21 protein-coding genes are annotated in these 14,431 nt (G+C 64.2%); 8 read left to right on the top strand and 13 right to left on the bottom strand.

What is annotated here, in order from left to right; genetic code table 11:
• Positions 1 to 3 precede the first annotated feature (3 nt).
• From FK527_RS00225 to FK527_RS00205, 5 genes are read right to left on the bottom strand one after another with little or no spacing between them, the layout of a single operon-like run.
• Entirely contained in the window at positions 4 to 408 is a 405-nt protein-coding gene (locus FK527_RS00225) for a head decoration protein (RefSeq protein ID WP_144728525.1), read from the bottom strand.
• Complete coding sequence (locus tag FK527_RS00220) at positions 405 to 1,721, bottom strand: S49 family peptidase (RefSeq protein WP_144728523.1); 1,317 nt, start codon at positions 1,719 to 1,721, stop codon at positions 405 to 407. The genes FK527_RS00225 and FK527_RS00220 overlap by 4 nt, the downstream gene beginning before the upstream one ends.
• Positions 1,722 to 1,730: 9 nt before the next feature.
• Complete coding sequence (locus FK527_RS00215; RefSeq protein WP_222116111.1) at positions 1,731 to 3,173, bottom strand: phage portal protein; 1,443 nt, start codon at positions 3,171 to 3,173, stop codon at positions 1,731 to 1,733.
• Complete coding sequence (locus FK527_RS00210; protein WP_144728519.1) at positions 3,173 to 3,385, bottom strand: phage head-tail joining protein; 213 nt, start codon at positions 3,383 to 3,385, stop codon at positions 3,173 to 3,175. Before FK527_RS00210 ends, FK527_RS00215 begins: the two co-directional genes overlap by 1 nt.
• Before the next feature lie 35 nt (positions 3,386 to 3,420).
• Complete coding sequence (locus tag FK527_RS00205; RefSeq protein WP_222116110.1) at positions 3,421 to 5,283, bottom strand: phage terminase large subunit family protein; 1,863 nt, start codon at positions 5,281 to 5,283, stop codon at positions 3,421 to 3,423.
• Positions 5,284 to 5,384: 101 nt separating this feature from the next.
• On the opposite strand from FK527_RS00205, the gene FK527_RS00200 reads away from it, so the two are divergent.
• The 7 genes from FK527_RS00200 to FK527_RS00170 all read left to right on the top strand — a co-directional run bounded on the left by FK527_RS00200 (position 5,385) and on the right by FK527_RS00170 (position 8,089).
• The gene (locus FK527_RS00200) at positions 5,385 to 5,624 is read left to right on the top strand and encodes a DUF6900 domain-containing protein (protein ID WP_144728517.1); all 240 of its coding nucleotides are present in this window, start codon (positions 5,385 to 5,387) and stop codon (positions 5,622 to 5,624) included.
• A gap of 29 nt (positions 5,625 to 5,653) precedes the next feature.
• The gene (locus tag FK527_RS00195; protein WP_144728515.1) at positions 5,654 to 6,253 is read left to right on the top strand and encodes a DUF3489 domain-containing protein; all 600 of its coding nucleotides are present in this window, start codon (positions 5,654 to 5,656) and stop codon (positions 6,251 to 6,253) included.
• Positions 6,250 to 6,447, top strand: a complete 198-nt coding sequence (locus FK527_RS00190) for a hypothetical protein (RefSeq protein WP_144728513.1) — start codon at positions 6,250 to 6,252, stop codon at positions 6,445 to 6,447. Before FK527_RS00195 ends, FK527_RS00190 begins: the two co-directional genes overlap by 4 nt.
• A gap of 67 nt (positions 6,448 to 6,514) precedes the next feature.
• On the top strand, positions 6,515 to 7,000 hold the full coding sequence (locus FK527_RS00185) for a hypothetical protein (RefSeq protein ID WP_144728511.1): 486 nt from the start codon (positions 6,515 to 6,517) through the stop codon (positions 6,998 to 7,000).
• Between the two features lie 90 nt (positions 7,001 to 7,090).
• Positions 7,091 to 7,360: a hypothetical protein gene (locus FK527_RS00180; protein ID WP_144728509.1), complete on the top strand. Its 270-nt coding sequence runs from the start codon at positions 7,091 to 7,093 to the stop codon at positions 7,358 to 7,360.
• Positions 7,361 to 7,464: 104 nt separating this feature from the next.
• Entirely contained in the window at positions 7,465 to 7,833 is a 369-nt protein-coding gene (locus FK527_RS00175; protein WP_144728507.1) for a hypothetical protein, read from the top strand.
• 10 nt (positions 7,834 to 7,843) lie between these two features.
• Positions 7,844 to 8,089, top strand: coding sequence for a hypothetical protein (locus tag FK527_RS00170; protein ID WP_144728505.1), 246 nt, complete (start codon positions 7,844 to 7,846; stop codon positions 8,087 to 8,089).
• Here the strand turns inward: FK527_RS00170 and FK527_RS00165 are convergent.
• The gene (locus tag FK527_RS00165; protein ID WP_222116109.1) at positions 8,026 to 8,283 is read right to left on the bottom strand and encodes a DUF7220 family protein; all 258 of its coding nucleotides are present in this window, start codon (positions 8,281 to 8,283) and stop codon (positions 8,026 to 8,028) included. The genes FK527_RS00170 and FK527_RS00165 overlap by 64 nt on opposite strands.
• 55 nt (positions 8,284 to 8,338) lie before the next feature.
• Between FK527_RS00165 and FK527_RS00160 the strand changes: the two genes are divergently transcribed.
• Entirely contained in the window at positions 8,339 to 9,034 is a 696-nt protein-coding gene (locus FK527_RS00160; protein ID WP_144728503.1) for a nuclease-related domain-containing protein, read from the top strand.
• On the opposite strand, the gene FK527_RS00155 is transcribed toward FK527_RS00160, so the two are convergent.
• From FK527_RS00155 to FK527_RS00125, 7 genes are all read right to left on the bottom strand, one after another.
• A complete protein-coding gene (locus tag FK527_RS00155; protein WP_144728501.1) occupies positions 8,951 to 10,294 on the bottom strand; it encodes a site-specific DNA-methyltransferase in 1,344 nt (447 codons plus the stop codon). The two genes, FK527_RS00160 and FK527_RS00155, sit on opposite strands and share 84 nt — an antisense overlap.
• A complete protein-coding gene (locus FK527_RS00150; protein WP_144728499.1) occupies positions 10,275 to 11,699 on the bottom strand; it encodes a site-specific DNA-methyltransferase in 1,425 nt (474 codons plus the stop codon). Before FK527_RS00150 ends, FK527_RS00155 begins: the two co-directional genes overlap by 20 nt.
• Positions 11,696 to 12,259 (bottom strand): hypothetical protein, encoded by a 564-nt coding sequence (locus FK527_RS17400; RefSeq protein ID WP_144728497.1) that lies wholly within the window; start codon positions 12,257 to 12,259, stop codon positions 11,696 to 11,698. The genes FK527_RS00150 and FK527_RS17400 overlap by 4 nt, the downstream gene beginning before the upstream one ends.
• Positions 12,260 to 12,446: 187 nt before the next feature.
• On the bottom strand, positions 12,447 to 13,025 hold the full coding sequence (locus FK527_RS00140; RefSeq protein ID WP_144728495.1) for a hypothetical protein: 579 nt from the start codon (positions 13,023 to 13,025) through the stop codon (positions 12,447 to 12,449).
• Complete coding sequence (locus tag FK527_RS00135; RefSeq protein ID WP_144728493.1) at positions 13,012 to 13,215, bottom strand: hypothetical protein; 204 nt, start codon at positions 13,213 to 13,215, stop codon at positions 13,012 to 13,014. The genes FK527_RS00140 and FK527_RS00135 overlap by 14 nt, the downstream gene beginning before the upstream one ends.
• Positions 13,216 to 13,385: 170 nt before the next feature.
• Positions 13,386 to 13,958 carry a PIN domain-containing protein gene (locus tag FK527_RS00130; RefSeq protein ID WP_144728491.1) on the bottom strand — a complete coding sequence of 191 codons (573 nt, stop codon included), beginning with the start codon at positions 13,956 to 13,958 and terminating at the stop codon, positions 13,386 to 13,388.
• Positions 13,955 to 14,419, bottom strand: coding sequence for a helix-turn-helix domain-containing protein (locus FK527_RS00125; RefSeq protein ID WP_144729360.1), 465 nt, complete (start codon positions 14,417 to 14,419; stop codon positions 13,955 to 13,957). The genes FK527_RS00130 and FK527_RS00125 overlap by 4 nt, the downstream gene beginning before the upstream one ends.
• Positions 14,420 to 14,431 lie beyond the last annotated feature (12 nt).

Below are 14,431 nucleotides of genomic sequence, written 5' to 3'. Positions count from 1 at the left end.
AGATCAAGCGACCGGACGCACGACGATGCCGTGGGCAGCCAGTTGCTGGTGTTTGAGGGATTGGGCAGCGGCGTCGGTGACCGAGGCATCGAAGGCCAGCGCACGGTCGGCAACGATGACTTGGCCGCGTGCGAGTACGACGGCTTGGATGTCGGTGTCAGAAGCAGGCACAGCGTGCAGCAGCACGGCGCAGGCAATCTCGGCACCCTCGATGCCCGTGGTCGATGCCGCTGGTGAAAACGCATACACGCCCGTGGCGGTAATGCGGCCGAGTACGGCGCCCAGGGGATAGGCGGTTCCGGCTTTCAGAGTAACGGTCTCGCGGGTGTAGTCCGGGTCGGACTCGCGCTTGATCAGGTCACCCAGCGTCGACGGGGCAATCAAAGGTGTGCTCACGGGTTGGCTCATTTCTGACCTCCATAGGCTTGAGCCGCTTTGACCAAGGGGCTGTCTGCGACGGATTGGGGTTTGGTGTGGGGTGGCTGCGGGGCCTCAGCGACGATGTCTTGCGCGACATCGCGCTCGGCCGCCTGCTTCAGCACCGACTGGCGCAGCGCATCCGGGGTGACGCCACGGGCCAGGGCCTGGGCCGGATCGACCGTCACGCCGAGGCGTTTGGCCTGGGCGGCGATCTCAGTGAGCTCTGCGAGCTGGCGGCGTAGACGCTGCTCAACTTGGGCGGTGATGGCCGCTTCGTCGAGCGGCGGCGGGGTTTGCGGTGACTGCGCCGGGGTCGGGGCGGTGTTCTCTTGGGCGTCGTCCATCGGCGTGACGGGGTTGTGATCATTCATGGAGATCTCCTTCGGGGATGGTTGGGATCGAGGGGGTGTGCGCGCCGCTGAAAGAACGGCGGCTTTGTTGCGCAGGCTGCGGCTGGCACTCATGGCCAGCTGGCGTTGCAGAGCCGTGATTGCTTCGGCGCGGGTGCCGATCTGATCGGCCAGGCCCTTCTGGATGGCAGCCTCACCGCGATAGACGCGGGCCTCGGTGTCACGGATGGCCTCGGGTGGCAGGCGGCGGAATCCGGCAACCAAGCTGATGAACTGCGTGTGCAGCTGCTCGATGTCGGCCTGGATGTCGGCAGCGACCGGTGCTGGCAGCGGCGCGTGCGGATGGCCATCGACCTTGTGGGCACCAGCATGCAGGAAGGTGTAGGTCATCCCGGCTTTGGCATCGGCCACTGACTCATCGACGTGCACCGCCACCACCCCGATGGAACCCACCTCGGCGGTGCGGGTGAGCCAGAGGCGGTCAGCGGCACAGGCAATGGCATAGGCTGCCGACAACGCCGCTTCATCGGCCATGGCCCAGAGGGGTTTGGCGGAGGCCTGTGCCAGTTGCCGCAATCGCTGCGCCAGATCGAACACGCCACCCGCCTCGCCACCGCTGGAGTCGACCTCCAGCAGCACAGCCTTCACCGTCGGGTCGGCAAAAGCCGCTTCGGCCATGGCCTCGATGTCGTGGTAGCTGGTGAGGCCACTGGCGGCACCAATATAGGAAGAGCGACGCACCAGGGTGCCCAGGACCGGGAGTATGGCGATGCCTTCCACAATCTGGAGGCCACCGTTTATGCCCGCATCGGCCGTGGCTGGCGGTGGCGTGTCAAAGGTGTCGCCCGCGAGCTTTCTGGCCACCACCCCGAGGATCACTTCGAGCTTGGGGCGCGCAATGAGCAGTGGCGTCCCGTACAGGCGGGACGCCAGGTAAGGCAAATCGGTCATGGAAAGTCCTCAGTTCGAGGGGGCTGGCGGTGGCGTCTGCAAAGGAGTCGCTGCAGGCTCACGCCCAAAAGAGAGCCCCAGGCTGTCCTCCCGTCGGTGGTCCCCGGCGATCTCGGCGTCAACCATCGCCGCGTCAAACCCGCGTTCGGCAATCGCCTGGGTGCGTGACTTGAGCCCAGCCTCGATGGCGTTGATCTCGGCGCGGATGTCCTTCAGGGGATCGACCCAGTCCCAGCGGGGCGGCAGCCAGCTGCAGTCCAGGTAGTCAGCTCGGCGTTGTTCGTAGTCCGGGAGATCCAGGGCACCCGAGAGCACCGCTGTGTCTATCCAGCACCCCCACACAGCCCGGCACAGCTGAAACACCAGCACCGAATGCTGGAAGGCTTCGATGCGTCGGCGGAACTCCAGCAGCGCTGCCCGGGTGTTGGAGTAGTTGGCCTTCAACATATCAGCCGACAGATTCGCGTAGGGCAAGCCCAAGGCAGCGGCGACCTGCAAGAGCGTGCGGTACTGGAAGCTCTCGTAGTTGCCACCGACATCGGCTGGCGTCGAGAAGGTGATGTCCTCGCCGTCGTCCAGGATCTGGAGTTGGCCGGGCTCGAGTGGCAGCAGCGGCTCGCCCCGGTCATCGGTTTCGCCACCGTTGTCGAAGTCGCGCTCGGGCCGGCGCACGAAGCCGACGAACATCGCCGCGACCTTCTTGCGGTCGAGCTCGGCGTCGTCGTACTGGTCGAGCAGAAACAGCTTCACCAATGCTGGCGAGAAGCGCGAGACGCCGCGCAACTGCCCGGCGTCGACCGGATCAACGATGTGCAGCACCGACTCGGCAGGCACGCGCACGGTTTCCCCGGCCAGCCCCGGATCGGTGATATCGCCCGGATGGCGGCGCAGAAAGTGGTAAGCGACACGCCGACCGATGCGGTCGAACTCGATGCCCTGCCGGATGCGGTGGCCGTTGTCGAGTGCCTGGTTGTGATTCAAGGGCAGCATCTCGGCCGGCAGCATCTGCAACTGAAGCGGTACGGACAAACCATCCTCGGGCCTGCGTGGTCGGATGCGGAAGAACACTTCGCCGGCGATGAAGAGTTCACGCGCGGCGCGGCGCTGCTGACCATAAAAGTCGGTCAGCCCTTCGGCATCCGACTCGTCGGTCCAGCGCAGCCACAGGCGCTGCACCCGATCCTTGAGCACCGCATCGGCAATGCCCGAGGACGGTTTGATGCCAGTGCCTACCGCATTGCCGGCCCAGGACTCAACCGCATTGGCGGCGTAGCCGTTGTTGCGGATCAGATACCGGGCACGCGCGGTCATGTCGGCGCCGGCGGCCTGGATCAGGGTGTTGACGTGGGCACGGCTGGCGGCAAAGGTCTTGAGGCGTCGCGCAGACAGTCCGCCCTCGAAGCCGCCGATCATCGCGCCGACCTTGCGGCGCAGGTTCTGGAGTGCCTTCATCACAATCCCTTCCCTGCGTAAGTGCGGATGCGCCGGGCGCGCGGGCGGCCTTCCTGCTGGGCAATCTCACGGTCAAGGTCATGCAAGGCCGACTGCAGTTCGGCATCGGACTTGTAGGTCACCCACTTGTCGCCAGCCTTCACGGTGAGCACACCATTGAAGCGGGCGGCCTGCAGGGCTTCGCGCTGGGCCTTGAGTTGGTCGAGGGTCATGGACAGCACTCCCGGCCAGCGGGAGGCTGGCGGTATCAGAGGTAGTTGGAGGAAATGGCCATGCGCCGACGACGCGGACTGGCGGTCATCGGCGCAGTCACGGGTGTGGCGTTGCTGGCAGGTTTGCGATTGACGGGCACCGGCGGTAACGCCTCGACCCGCTTGTTCAGGTTCAGCCCCATCGACAGCAGGCCATGCAGCGCGGCGTAGGCGTACACACGACAGTCCAGCGCTTCATTGCGTCGGCCATCCGGTTTCCACCAGAAGCGTTGCGGGAAGCCCTTCACATAGCGGGTGCGAATCCGCTCGGCAGTCAGCTGCTCGAAATACTGCGCATCCCGATCCAGCGGGAAATGCATCGTCCCGGCCCCGGCATCTGACTTCTTCAGCCGGGCATAGATCGCCTCCTTGGCCGCATCCACACCGACGGTGAACAGATTGACCTTGCCCTTGTTGGCCTTGCTAGGGCGCTTGGGCCAGATGGGGCGTTTGCCGGAGCCTCCCTTGATCGCCCAGATGCGTTTCCTCTCCCGGCCCTTGCAGAAGGCATAGGCGGCGAGCGTGTGGTGGCCACCGGTGTCGAGACACGCGGCTTCGATGGTCAGGCCGTTGGCCAGGGTCTCGTGCTCGAAGCGGTTACCGAGGTAGGCATCGAGCTGCGCCCAGGTGTCCGGCGCGGACGGATCACCCCACAGCACCTTGTAGTCGATGGACCAGGACTCCTCGTCCCGGCCCCAACCGACCACTTCCAGTTCCAGCCGGTCGTCCTGGACGTCGATGCCGCAGGTCAGCAGTGCCACCTCCGCAGGGATGGCTGGCCCGTAGGCTTCTCGACGTTCCATCAGGCCTTCGGCATCCAAGGTCTCCCCCTCCCGGTCTTCCCAGGTCTCAGCCAGTTTGGTGTTCACCCAGACCTTGAGCCGCACCGGATCGTCCTTGGCAGCGTGGTGCTCCTGGGCGATCTCACCCCACGTCAGCCACGGGCTGTAGAGGCTCGACAGATGAAACCCCACCGTCTTGCCATCGCCTTCTGCTTTTGCCGTCCAGCGGCCATTGGCCAGCAGTGCCGGTTTGCGGTACTCGGGGTGAATCCCTTCGCACTGCGGGCAGTGCCAGGCAGCTTCGGCCATCTTGTCCTTGGGCCAACGGATGTCACGCCATTGGATCTGGCTGTGCGCCCCGCAGTGATCGCAAGGCACTTCGAACACCCGCTGATCTGACTCCAGATAGGCCGCCTCGATGCGCGAGAAGCCTTTGAGCGTCGGGGTCGAGCAGAGATAGACCTTGCGATTGACGAAGGTGGCGGCGCGCTGCACGGCGAGCGCCACCGGATCGCCCTCGCCATCGGCATCGCCTGGGTAACCATCCACCTCATCGAGAAACAGGTAGCGCACCGGCATCGAGCGCAGGCCCACGGCCGAGTTGGCGCCGGTCATGATCAGTACGCCACCGGGAAACTCCTTCATCAGCTGGGTATTGCCGGAATCCCGGCTTCTTGGGTCTTTGACCCGACTGGCCAGTTCGGGGCTGGCCTCGATCAGGGCATCCACGCGTTGCTTGGAGACGCGCTTGGCGCCTTCCACCGTGGGCTGCACCAGCAGCATCGGCCCGGGCGCGTGGTGGATGACGTAGCCGACCCAGTTGAGGCCGCACTCGGTCTTGCCCACCTGTCCGCCGGCCATGAATACGACCCGTTCGAATCGTGAGGTGGCCGACAAGCTCGCCATGACCTCGGCCAGGTACGGCGTGCGGCTGGTCGACCAGCGCCCCGGCTCGGCAGAGGCCACCGACGAGAGCATCCGGTGGCGGTTGGCCCAGTCATCGACGGTGAGGACAGGGTCGGGGGCCAGGCCCCGTTTCCAGGCGGATTCGACCGCCGATTCAGCAGTGTCGAACACAAGCCACTCCGATGCGAAATAGATAGGCCGAACGCTTGGCTTTCTGCTTGAACAGCGCGTTCATACAGACACAGCAGCAACACACGCCAAGGAGAACCACAATGCGAAAAACTGCCAACAAGACCGCCCAGCAACTGGACCAGCTGCTCGCCCGGATCGCCCTGGACCATCTCTTCATCGAGACCCTGGAAACCCGCAACAGCGACCGCCTGGACTTCCACGACGTCAGCGTCTGGGCCGTCCAAAGCGCCCTGATGGCGGCCTACCAAGCAGGCCTGGCCGCAGGCCAAAGCACCTCTGCAAAAACCGCTGATCAAGTGAACCAGCAGCAAGCCGCCTGACCCCCACATCACTCACAAGGAGCACGACCATGTCCGCACAAACCACACCGATCACCGAACGCCAACTGGACCTCATCACCCGCGCCCATTGCGATGCCGGTGGCTTGATCGAGCCGCTGCTGACCCTCAAGGGCGGCGCCAAACTCAAGATGATCGCCAGCCTCGCGCAGCGCGGGCTGATCGAGCAGATGGATGGCCAGTGGCGCATCACGGGCGCCGCCATCGCCATCATCAAGGGCGAAGCCCAACCGGAGGATGTGCTGCCTGCGGTAAAGGGCGCCGCCACGTCACCCACACCGCTCCCGGCCGACGACCCGGAACTGGAAGCAGCAGTCGCCGCCGCCGAGGCCAGCTGGCAACAGGATCAGCCCGATGCCACCCCAAAGCGCGGCCGCGAGCACAGCAAGCAGGCCCTGGTGATCGAGATGTTGCAACGCCCCGAGGGCGCCACCATCGCGCAGATCTGCGAGGCCACATCGTGGCAACCGCATACGGTGCGAGGCACCTTTGCCGGCGCACTCAAGAAGAAATTGGGCCTGAATATCGTCTCCGAGAAGATCGAAGGCCCCGCCGGCACGCCGGGCGCAGGACAGCGCCTCTACCGCATCGCTGAGGAAGCCACCGCGTGAGCACGCAGCCCAACGCCCCGATCCCGGCAGACCTGTTGCCAGCGTTGCTTGAGGCCTGCCGGGAGATCGCCCGGATGAAGCATCCGAGCATCGAGCACCTCCTGCGCCACCGGGGGTTTGGTTTTGAGGCCGACCGCCTCGCCGATCTGGTGCTGGCGATTGAGGCCATCGATGCCGAGCACGATGCAGATTGAGCTTGGCTTCAGTGGAGACAAGCGCATGAATGCTGCTGTCACCCACCGCCAACGAAAGGACCCCACCATGACCACCACCAACCACACACCGATCCGTGCCCGCTTTGCCCGCAAGCCCTACAGCTTGGAGGAAGTGCTGCACAACACCGACCCCAGCGCCCCCTTCGAGCCCATCGAGATCGCGTGGCGCAAGGAACTGACCGAGGCTGAGTACGACGCCTTCGCCAGCACGCTGCTGGAGGATCGGGACTGGCTGGCTGGACTCGGCGGTCACGCGGATGGGCGTCGGCGCGTGGTGGCCGTCAGCGCGCCAGGGCGCACAACCGTGCTTGTCGATCCCTCGGGCAGCAGCTATGGGCGCTACGTTGGCATTGCCGAAACAACATCCACGCCTGCACCTGCCACTGATGACGACCAGGCTGGCGCGATTGGCTGGCTGATCGACAACCGGCGTCCGGAGATATCGCGGGAGCAGGCCATCCGCACCCTGCGCCGAGCGCTGGCGGGTGATCCCGCCGCCTCGCGCATCCTCGACAGACTGGACGAGCAGTGATCGAAAAATGATCGATGAATCGCTTGGCTTCTGTGGCGACCAGCGCGTTCATACAGGTGTCGCAACGATCTACCGAAAGGAGAGCACGCCATGAACACCCCCCGCGAATTTCAGACCCAGCACGCCGAACACCGCGCCCGCGAGGCCCTGGCTCAAGCCCGGTCCACCCTGGAGCGCGCCCTGCGCGAACTGGATCGCTACACCAGCCGCTTCGAGGAAGCCGAGTCGCTGCGCGACAAGGCCGATGTGATGAACTGGACCCTGAACGAACTGGCCTGCAACATCACCCCGAACCTGCGCCTGGACCTGATCGCCAGCGCCCAGGCGGAACTGGTGCGCGCCGACACGATGGCCGAATAAGGGGCTTCGGAGCCAAGCGCAAAAAGATCGAACAGGCGCTTGGCTTCCATCTCGAACAGCGCGTTACTACGGGTGTCGCAACGATCAACCACCAGGAGCCAGAGATGAACACCACCACCCAGATTCCCGCCACCCAGAACGAGTCGTGGGGCTTTTACGGCACGATGAATGAACAGGCCAAAGCCGCCTGGCCACTGGCCATGGCTGCGATCTCGGATGCCACCTGCCAGCCTCTCGAGTCGGTCCGCACCTTCCTCGACAGCCGCCACGGTCGCCACTTTGCCGACGATGTGCAAAACGGTCTCTACTCCGGCGCCACCTTGGCCGACGCGATCAACGCCGCCACGCGGCGTTGGATGAGCTGGACGATTGGCCGCAGCACCAGCAAACAGTACGGCATCCCCAAGGGCCTTCCCTACCTGACGGGCTTCGTGATCCACTGCGAGATCGTCGAAGAGTCCCTGGCGGCGTGAGGAGCACAACGTGGCCGCCATCTCCACCACCCCACAACTCGAAGCCCACTACGACCAGTTCATCGCCGAACTGACGGCACTCACCCGCAAGTACGGCGTTGCTATCCAGTCGGTCGGTGGCGTGATCTTGGCCGACGCGCCCGGAGATTTTCGCGACGTCACGTACCGCGCTGACATCAGCAGCGGCGACCTTTACCCCGAGTTTGCGGACAACTGTTGCACGCGCAGCGCCTCAAAGACCCGGCGCAGCACATAGCTCCTGACCAGCGACACGGCTGTGAAAATCAGCCCAATCAGCAAATTCTCCTGCAGCGTGGCGTACAGACCGAAGATCGGAAACACCAGCCATTGGGTGGCCACCGCCACCCCGTAGCCGACGAGCACATTGGTCACGGCCTCCACCAGCGACATCCAGCGAGACTGCTTCATCCCTGCATCCTGGTTGTTCATTCAGTCCCTATCGGTGGCATCATCGACCCGTCATAAGAAGCAAACGGGAGAGAAGATGTCATTGCTGTCGGTATTCAAAGGCTGGCTGGGGGAAGCGCAGGGAGCGGTGGCGCACACCCTGTTCCTGGACGACAAGATCTATCACTCGATCAACAACGTGACGATTCCGACGGCCAACGGCACCACGCAAATCGATCACGTCATCGTCTCGCGCTTCGGGCTTTTTGTCGTCGAGACCAAGAACATGAAGGGCTGGATCTTCGGCGACGAGCACAGCAAGCAGTGGACCCAGAGCCTCTTCGGCAAAAAGCATCGCTTCCAAAATCCGCTGCACCAGAATTACCGGCACACCAAGGCGCTGGCTGACTTCCTGGGGATCGATCACGACAAACTGCATTCGGTGGTGATGTTCTGGGGTGAGGCTGAACTGAAAACCCCGATGCCGCCAAACGTGATGACCAAGGGCTACGCGACCTACATCAAGAGCAAGCAGACCGTGCTGTTCTCGGATGAGGAAGTCGCCCAGCTGATCGAGGCGCTGCGCACCGGGATGTTGCCCAAGACCTGGGCCACCCGGAACGCGCACATCGCGTCATTGCAGCAGCGCCATAGCAGCACGACAACCTGCCCGAAATGCGGTGGGTCACTGATTCAGCGCACAGCCAAATCAGGCTCCAATGCAGGACGCCCCTTCCTCGGTTGCGCCAACTTCCCCAAGTGCCGCCACACCGCTGCCGTCACTGAGGCGTGACGATTCTCCGGGGTCAGCGCCAACGAGGTCATCGAATCGAACGCCATCGGCCTCACGCACTGCCTGCGCTCCAGCGTAGTCCTGCCACCTGCGAACAATGGTGTCCACGTACTTGGGATCGAGCTCAATCAACCTCGCCTGACGACCAGACTTCTCAGCGGCGATCAGCGTGGTGCCAGAGCCGCCGAAGGGATCGAGTACCACATCACCGGGCCGGCTGGAGTTGCGGATGGCGCGCTCGACCAGTTCCACCGGTTTCATCGTCGGATGCAGGTCGTTCACGCGCGGCTTGTTGAAGTGCCAGACGTCCCCCTGGTCGCGGTCGCCACACCAGTGGCGGGTAGTCCCCTCGGGCCAGCCGTAGAGGATCGGCTCGTACTGGCGCTGGTAGTCCGAGCGGCCCAGCGTGAAGGTGTTCTTGGCCCAGATGATGAAGGTCGACCATTTGCCGCCGGCGGCGCGGAAGGCTGCTTGCAGCGTATCGAGCTCACTGGAGGACATCGCCACATAGACCGCGCCATTGCATCGGGCCAGCGCGGGCTTAAACGCCGCCAGCAGGAAGTCCTGGAATCCGTCCCCAAGGTTGTCGTTCAGGATCGGACGGTTGGTGCCGCGCAGCTTGTCCTTGGCCGTATTGGCATAGTCCACGTTATAGGGTGGATCTTGGAAGATCATCGCCACCCTCTCGCTGCCGAGCAGCGTGTCGTAGCTCGCGTCATCAGTGCTGTCGCCACAGAGCAGCCGGTGCTTGCCCATGATCCAGACATCACCCGGCTTGGACACTGGGGTGACCGGGACCTCGGGAGCAGCATCCTCGTCGGTGTGGCCCTCGGCAGTGGTTTCCTCGCCCGCCATGATCTCCAGCAACTCGGCGGCATCGAAGCCAGTGAGCGCCAGGTCGAAGTCGGCCTCCTGCAGCTCAGCCAGCTCCAGACGCAACAGTTCCTCGTCCCACCCGGCGTTCTCGGCGATCTTGTTGTCGGCGATCACCAGAGCCCGACGCTGGGTCGGGGTGAGATGCTCCAGCACCACCACCGGCACGCTCGCCAACCCCAGCTTGCGCGCCGCCGCCAAACGCCCGTGACCGGCCACGATCACGCCGTCCGACCCGGCCAGTATTGGCGCAGTGAAGCCGAACTCGGCGATGCTCGCCGCGATCTGGGCGATCTGGGCCTCGGAGTGGGTGCGGGCATTTCGGATATAGGGCAACAGGCGCTCGATAGGCCAGTGCTCCAGTTTGTCAGCGAGCCAGGCTTGCATCGGTGTTCTCCAGTCGTTCTGATTCGACCTCGGCAAAGGTCTGTCCGGTGGCCAGCAAGGTCACCGGGATGTCGGGGTGGTTTTGTTGGAAGCGCTTGACCGCCACGTCGGTGTAGGACGGGGCCAGTTCGATGGCGCGGGCCACGCGATTCGTCTTCTGGGCGGCCAAGATCGTGGTACCGGAGCCGCCGAAGGGCTCGAAGACGATGTCACCCGGGTCCGAGTACGCCAGCAAGATGTGCTCGGGCAGGGCCACCGGAAACACCGCCGGATGGTCGATGTCCCGACCGATCTTGCCCTTGTGGCGCATGAGACGGATCACGCTGTCCGGGATGCGGTAGTCCTGAGTGGGCTGCCCGGCATGGGTCCAGCCACCGACTTCACCATCCTTGCCGCGCATCGCCGTGGAACTGCCGTCGGCGCGCAGGTGCGAGTCCTGGCCGGCGTGCTTGCACGGCACGATCTTGTTGGGTTTGCGGCTCTGCCGGTTGAAGTGGAAGACGAACTCGAAGCTGGGTGCGAGGCGCCCGGCCCAGTCACCGGGCATCCCTGGCCCCTGATCCCAGACGTACCAGCCAAAGCGTCGCCAGCCTTGGGTTCGCATCCAGGCGAGCCAGCCGTCCCAATACGGGATCACTTCGTTGTCGCGGTGGATCAGGCCCAGGTTCACCAGCACCTGGCCGTCGTCCGCCATCGGCAGGTTGGCGAAGACGCCGCGCATCAGCGCATCCCAGTCGGCGATGCCCTGGGTGTAGTTGCGCTGCTGACCGTAGGGTGGGCTGGTGAAGCACAGGCCCGCCCGGTCGCCGGCCATCAGGGCAGCGACCACGGACGGATCGGTCGAGTCGCCGCAGATCAGGCGGTGGGCGCCCAGTTGCCAGATGTCACCCGGCTGGCTGACCGGGGTGGCCGGCGCATCCGGGATATCCTCATCTTCGGGTTCGGCAATGGGCGCAGCCTCATCGGCACGTTCGGCATCTTCGATATCGCCGAGCAGGTCGGCCAGTTCCTCATCGCTGAATCCGGTCAATGCCAGATCGAAGCCCGCTGCTGACAGGTCAGCCAACTCGACGGCGAGCAGTTCCTGATCCCACCCGGCCTGCAGCGCCAGTTGGTTGTCGGCCAGGATGTAGGCGCGGCGCTGGGTGGGCGTCAGGTGGTCGAGCACCACCACGGGCACGGCGTCCAGATGGAGCTTTCTGGCGGCGGCTAATCGACCGTGTCCGGCAAGAATTCCGCCGTCTTCCGACACCAAGAGTGGTGCGGTAAAACCAAACTCGACGATGCTGGCGGCGATCTGCGCCACCTGGGCATCGGAGTGGGTGCGGGCATTTCTCTGGTAGGGCTTGAGCCGATCCAGTGGCCACATCTCGATACGGCTGGCCATGGCGGGTGTGACAGTCATCGGGAGAGTTCCTCCAGGGCTTCGCGGATCGCCTCCATCAGCAGGTCTTCCACCACGCGTTGGTCGGGCTGCGCGACCACGGCCGCCACGATCTGCGGGGCGAGCTTGCGAGGGATTTGCTGGATGCGGTCACGCAGCAACCGCGCGAGGTTGAAGTGCTTGACCTTCACCTCGTCGGCGTTGAGCAGCTTGCCCGTGCGTTCTTCGAATTCGAGTTTGGCCAGGCGCGCGGCATAGGCCTCGCGGATGGCGCGGCTGGTCTGGTAATCGGGGGCGGAAATCCGGTTGGTTTCCAGAGGCGGCTGCAACTCGCGGTTGGCAACCGGTGCCGTGGAAACCGGGGTGGAAACAGGTGGGGTTGCCACCTTAGGCGCAGGCTTCTCGGCGCCGGTGTTCAGGTTCTGCGACGGCAGCGTGTTGCGCGCCCACTGGGCGTCGGCCTTGGCAGGGTCAATGGTGCCATCGGGTTCTTTGCTGATGCGCCCGGCCTTGATGGCCTTGGCCACAGCGGTGTGGCTCACGCCACGGTGTTGGGCATAGGCCCGGATGGACAGTCCCATCGCATTCCTCCGGGCCGGGCGGGTCAATCAATCGTCAGGGGTGGATCACCTCGGCGTGGAAACGGGTGGAAACCTGGGTGGCAACTGGCAACCTCTTTTTGTCGCTGGCGCTAGGCAAGCCGGGTGGTTGGCGCGTCCCCCGCTTTTTAGATGGCCCGGGAGGACCCGTCAGATGTGTCAGCCACGATCACTGGGCCTTCGCCAGTTCTTCCCGCAGCGCCCGCTCCATCTGCCGCTGGTACTCACGCAGTGCTACGCTCCTGACCGTCTCGGCCATGCCAAAGCGCGGCTGCACCTTGATCTGGGCCTTGGGCCGCAGCAGGTACAGCGCCAGGATGCGTCGCTCGTCCCGGCGCTCGAACACCATGCCCGCCCGGTAAAACACGGTGGGCTTGTTCTTCACCTGGTCGAGCCACTGGCTCTTGGGGATCACACGGGTCTGCGCCATCTCACGCAACCGCCCGGCCGGGATGGGTCGCGCATCGGGGTGAGAGCCGCCGGTCTCCTGCGCCGCCATGAATCGATCCCGCGACCACACCTCGGCCATCAGCGTGCGGGGCTTGGCAGGTGTGACGCCAATGCCCCGGCTGATCCACGGACGGCGCAGGTTGAAGCGCTCGGGCAGACCGTCACGCACCGCATCACGGGCGTCGAACGCCGTGCGAGTCAGGGCCTTGGCGGCAGCGTTGGGCACGTGCTGCTGGGCGAGATCCGAGAGGTACTCGGTCGCCTTGGCCACATCAGCGGTGAGGTCAAGTTTCAGCATCGGCGGACTTCCGGCGGCGAGGAGTGGCTGGCGCTTCGGTGTTTGAAACAGGCTCGGCAACGATGCCTGCCTGCTGCGCCAGGATCTGTTCGGCGGTGGCTGCATCGACCTCGACCGTCAGACCAGGGACGAACGAACGCGTGCCGCCGTCGCCGGTGATAACCACCGGGCGAGTGATGAGGATTTTCATGGGGGAGTCTCCAGGGTAGGAGAAGATGGGCTGCATGGCGTTAGCCAGGCCCAGAAAGCACAACGCCCACCGGAACGAATCGGGTGGGCGCAGTTATTAGCAGTACGGGATTAATGTACCTTGTGTCCGGACGGGATTCAATGGGGTTTTGGAATCCGTGCAGAAAATTTTCAGAAGGCTGTCTTCCAGTCTTTGAGGATGGACACGGTTTGCGTCAGCCCCTGCTTGAGCAAGATGTCGAGAAACTCGTCAGCGGTCTTGGGTGGTCTTTTCAGGGAGGCCCGCTGCTCAGCCAATGCCTGTAGAACCGATGCGGGGTGCAAGTCGAACAGATCAACGATGAAGTCGTCCGGGTGCTGGGCGTCCAGGTTGTAGCGGTCCAGCGCACCAGACGGGAAATCCTTCAGGTTGAACGTGACGATGGTTTCAGCGCCGCTGTGAATGGCCGCCGCCACCACGTGCCGATCATCAAGGTCGGGCAACTCGATGGCCGCAATCAGGTGCTCGAAGCCTTCGACCAGGCTGTCGCGCACACTCGAATTCATCAGAGTGCGCGTTTTTTCCAGAGCGGCAGGATCGAGCTCGGGGCGCTGCTTGCGGAGATTGCGAATCCACTCGTCGTGGATGGCATCCGACCAGCGCGCACGGAACCGGTCCGTAAGCGCCAGCCGCATCAGCAGATCCCGCAGCGGCGCGGGGTAAAGCACGCAGGCGTCGTAGACGACCGTGAAGTGCGAACTCATTCGTACCCCAGTCCCAATTCTTGCGCCTGCTCGGCCAGTGCATCCAGGGCTTTACGGCGCTCGGCATCGATGCGCTCCTTGTAGGCGATCACATCCTGGTAGCGCACACGGCGGTGAGTGCCCGTCTTGTGGAACGGGATCTCCTTGCTTTCCAGCAGCTTCACCAGGTGCGGGCGCGATACGTTGAGAACATCAGCCGCCTCCTGGGTGGTCAGTTCGGCATGCACCGGGATGATGCTGACCGCGTTGCCCTCACCAATTTCGGTCAGCACATCCACCAGCAGACGCAGTGCCGACATCGGAACGCGCACGGGATGCGCCGTCCCTTTGTCATCGAATATCTCGATCTGCTGGGTTTCAGAGCGCATCTGCAGGTAGGCCGACAGCGCCCGCCCGCTCTCGCGAGCCAGCGCCACCTCTTCGGCCGTAGGCATCGTCTGCGGTAGTTGGGTCGTGGTCATCGTGCTCTCCTT

It is taken from the genome of Extensimonas perlucida (assembly GCF_007655255.1).
GTDB lineage: Bacteria > Pseudomonadota > Gammaproteobacteria > Burkholderiales > Burkholderiaceae_C > Extensimonas > Extensimonas perlucida.
This window is presented reverse-complemented; position numbering and strand designations above follow the sequence as displayed.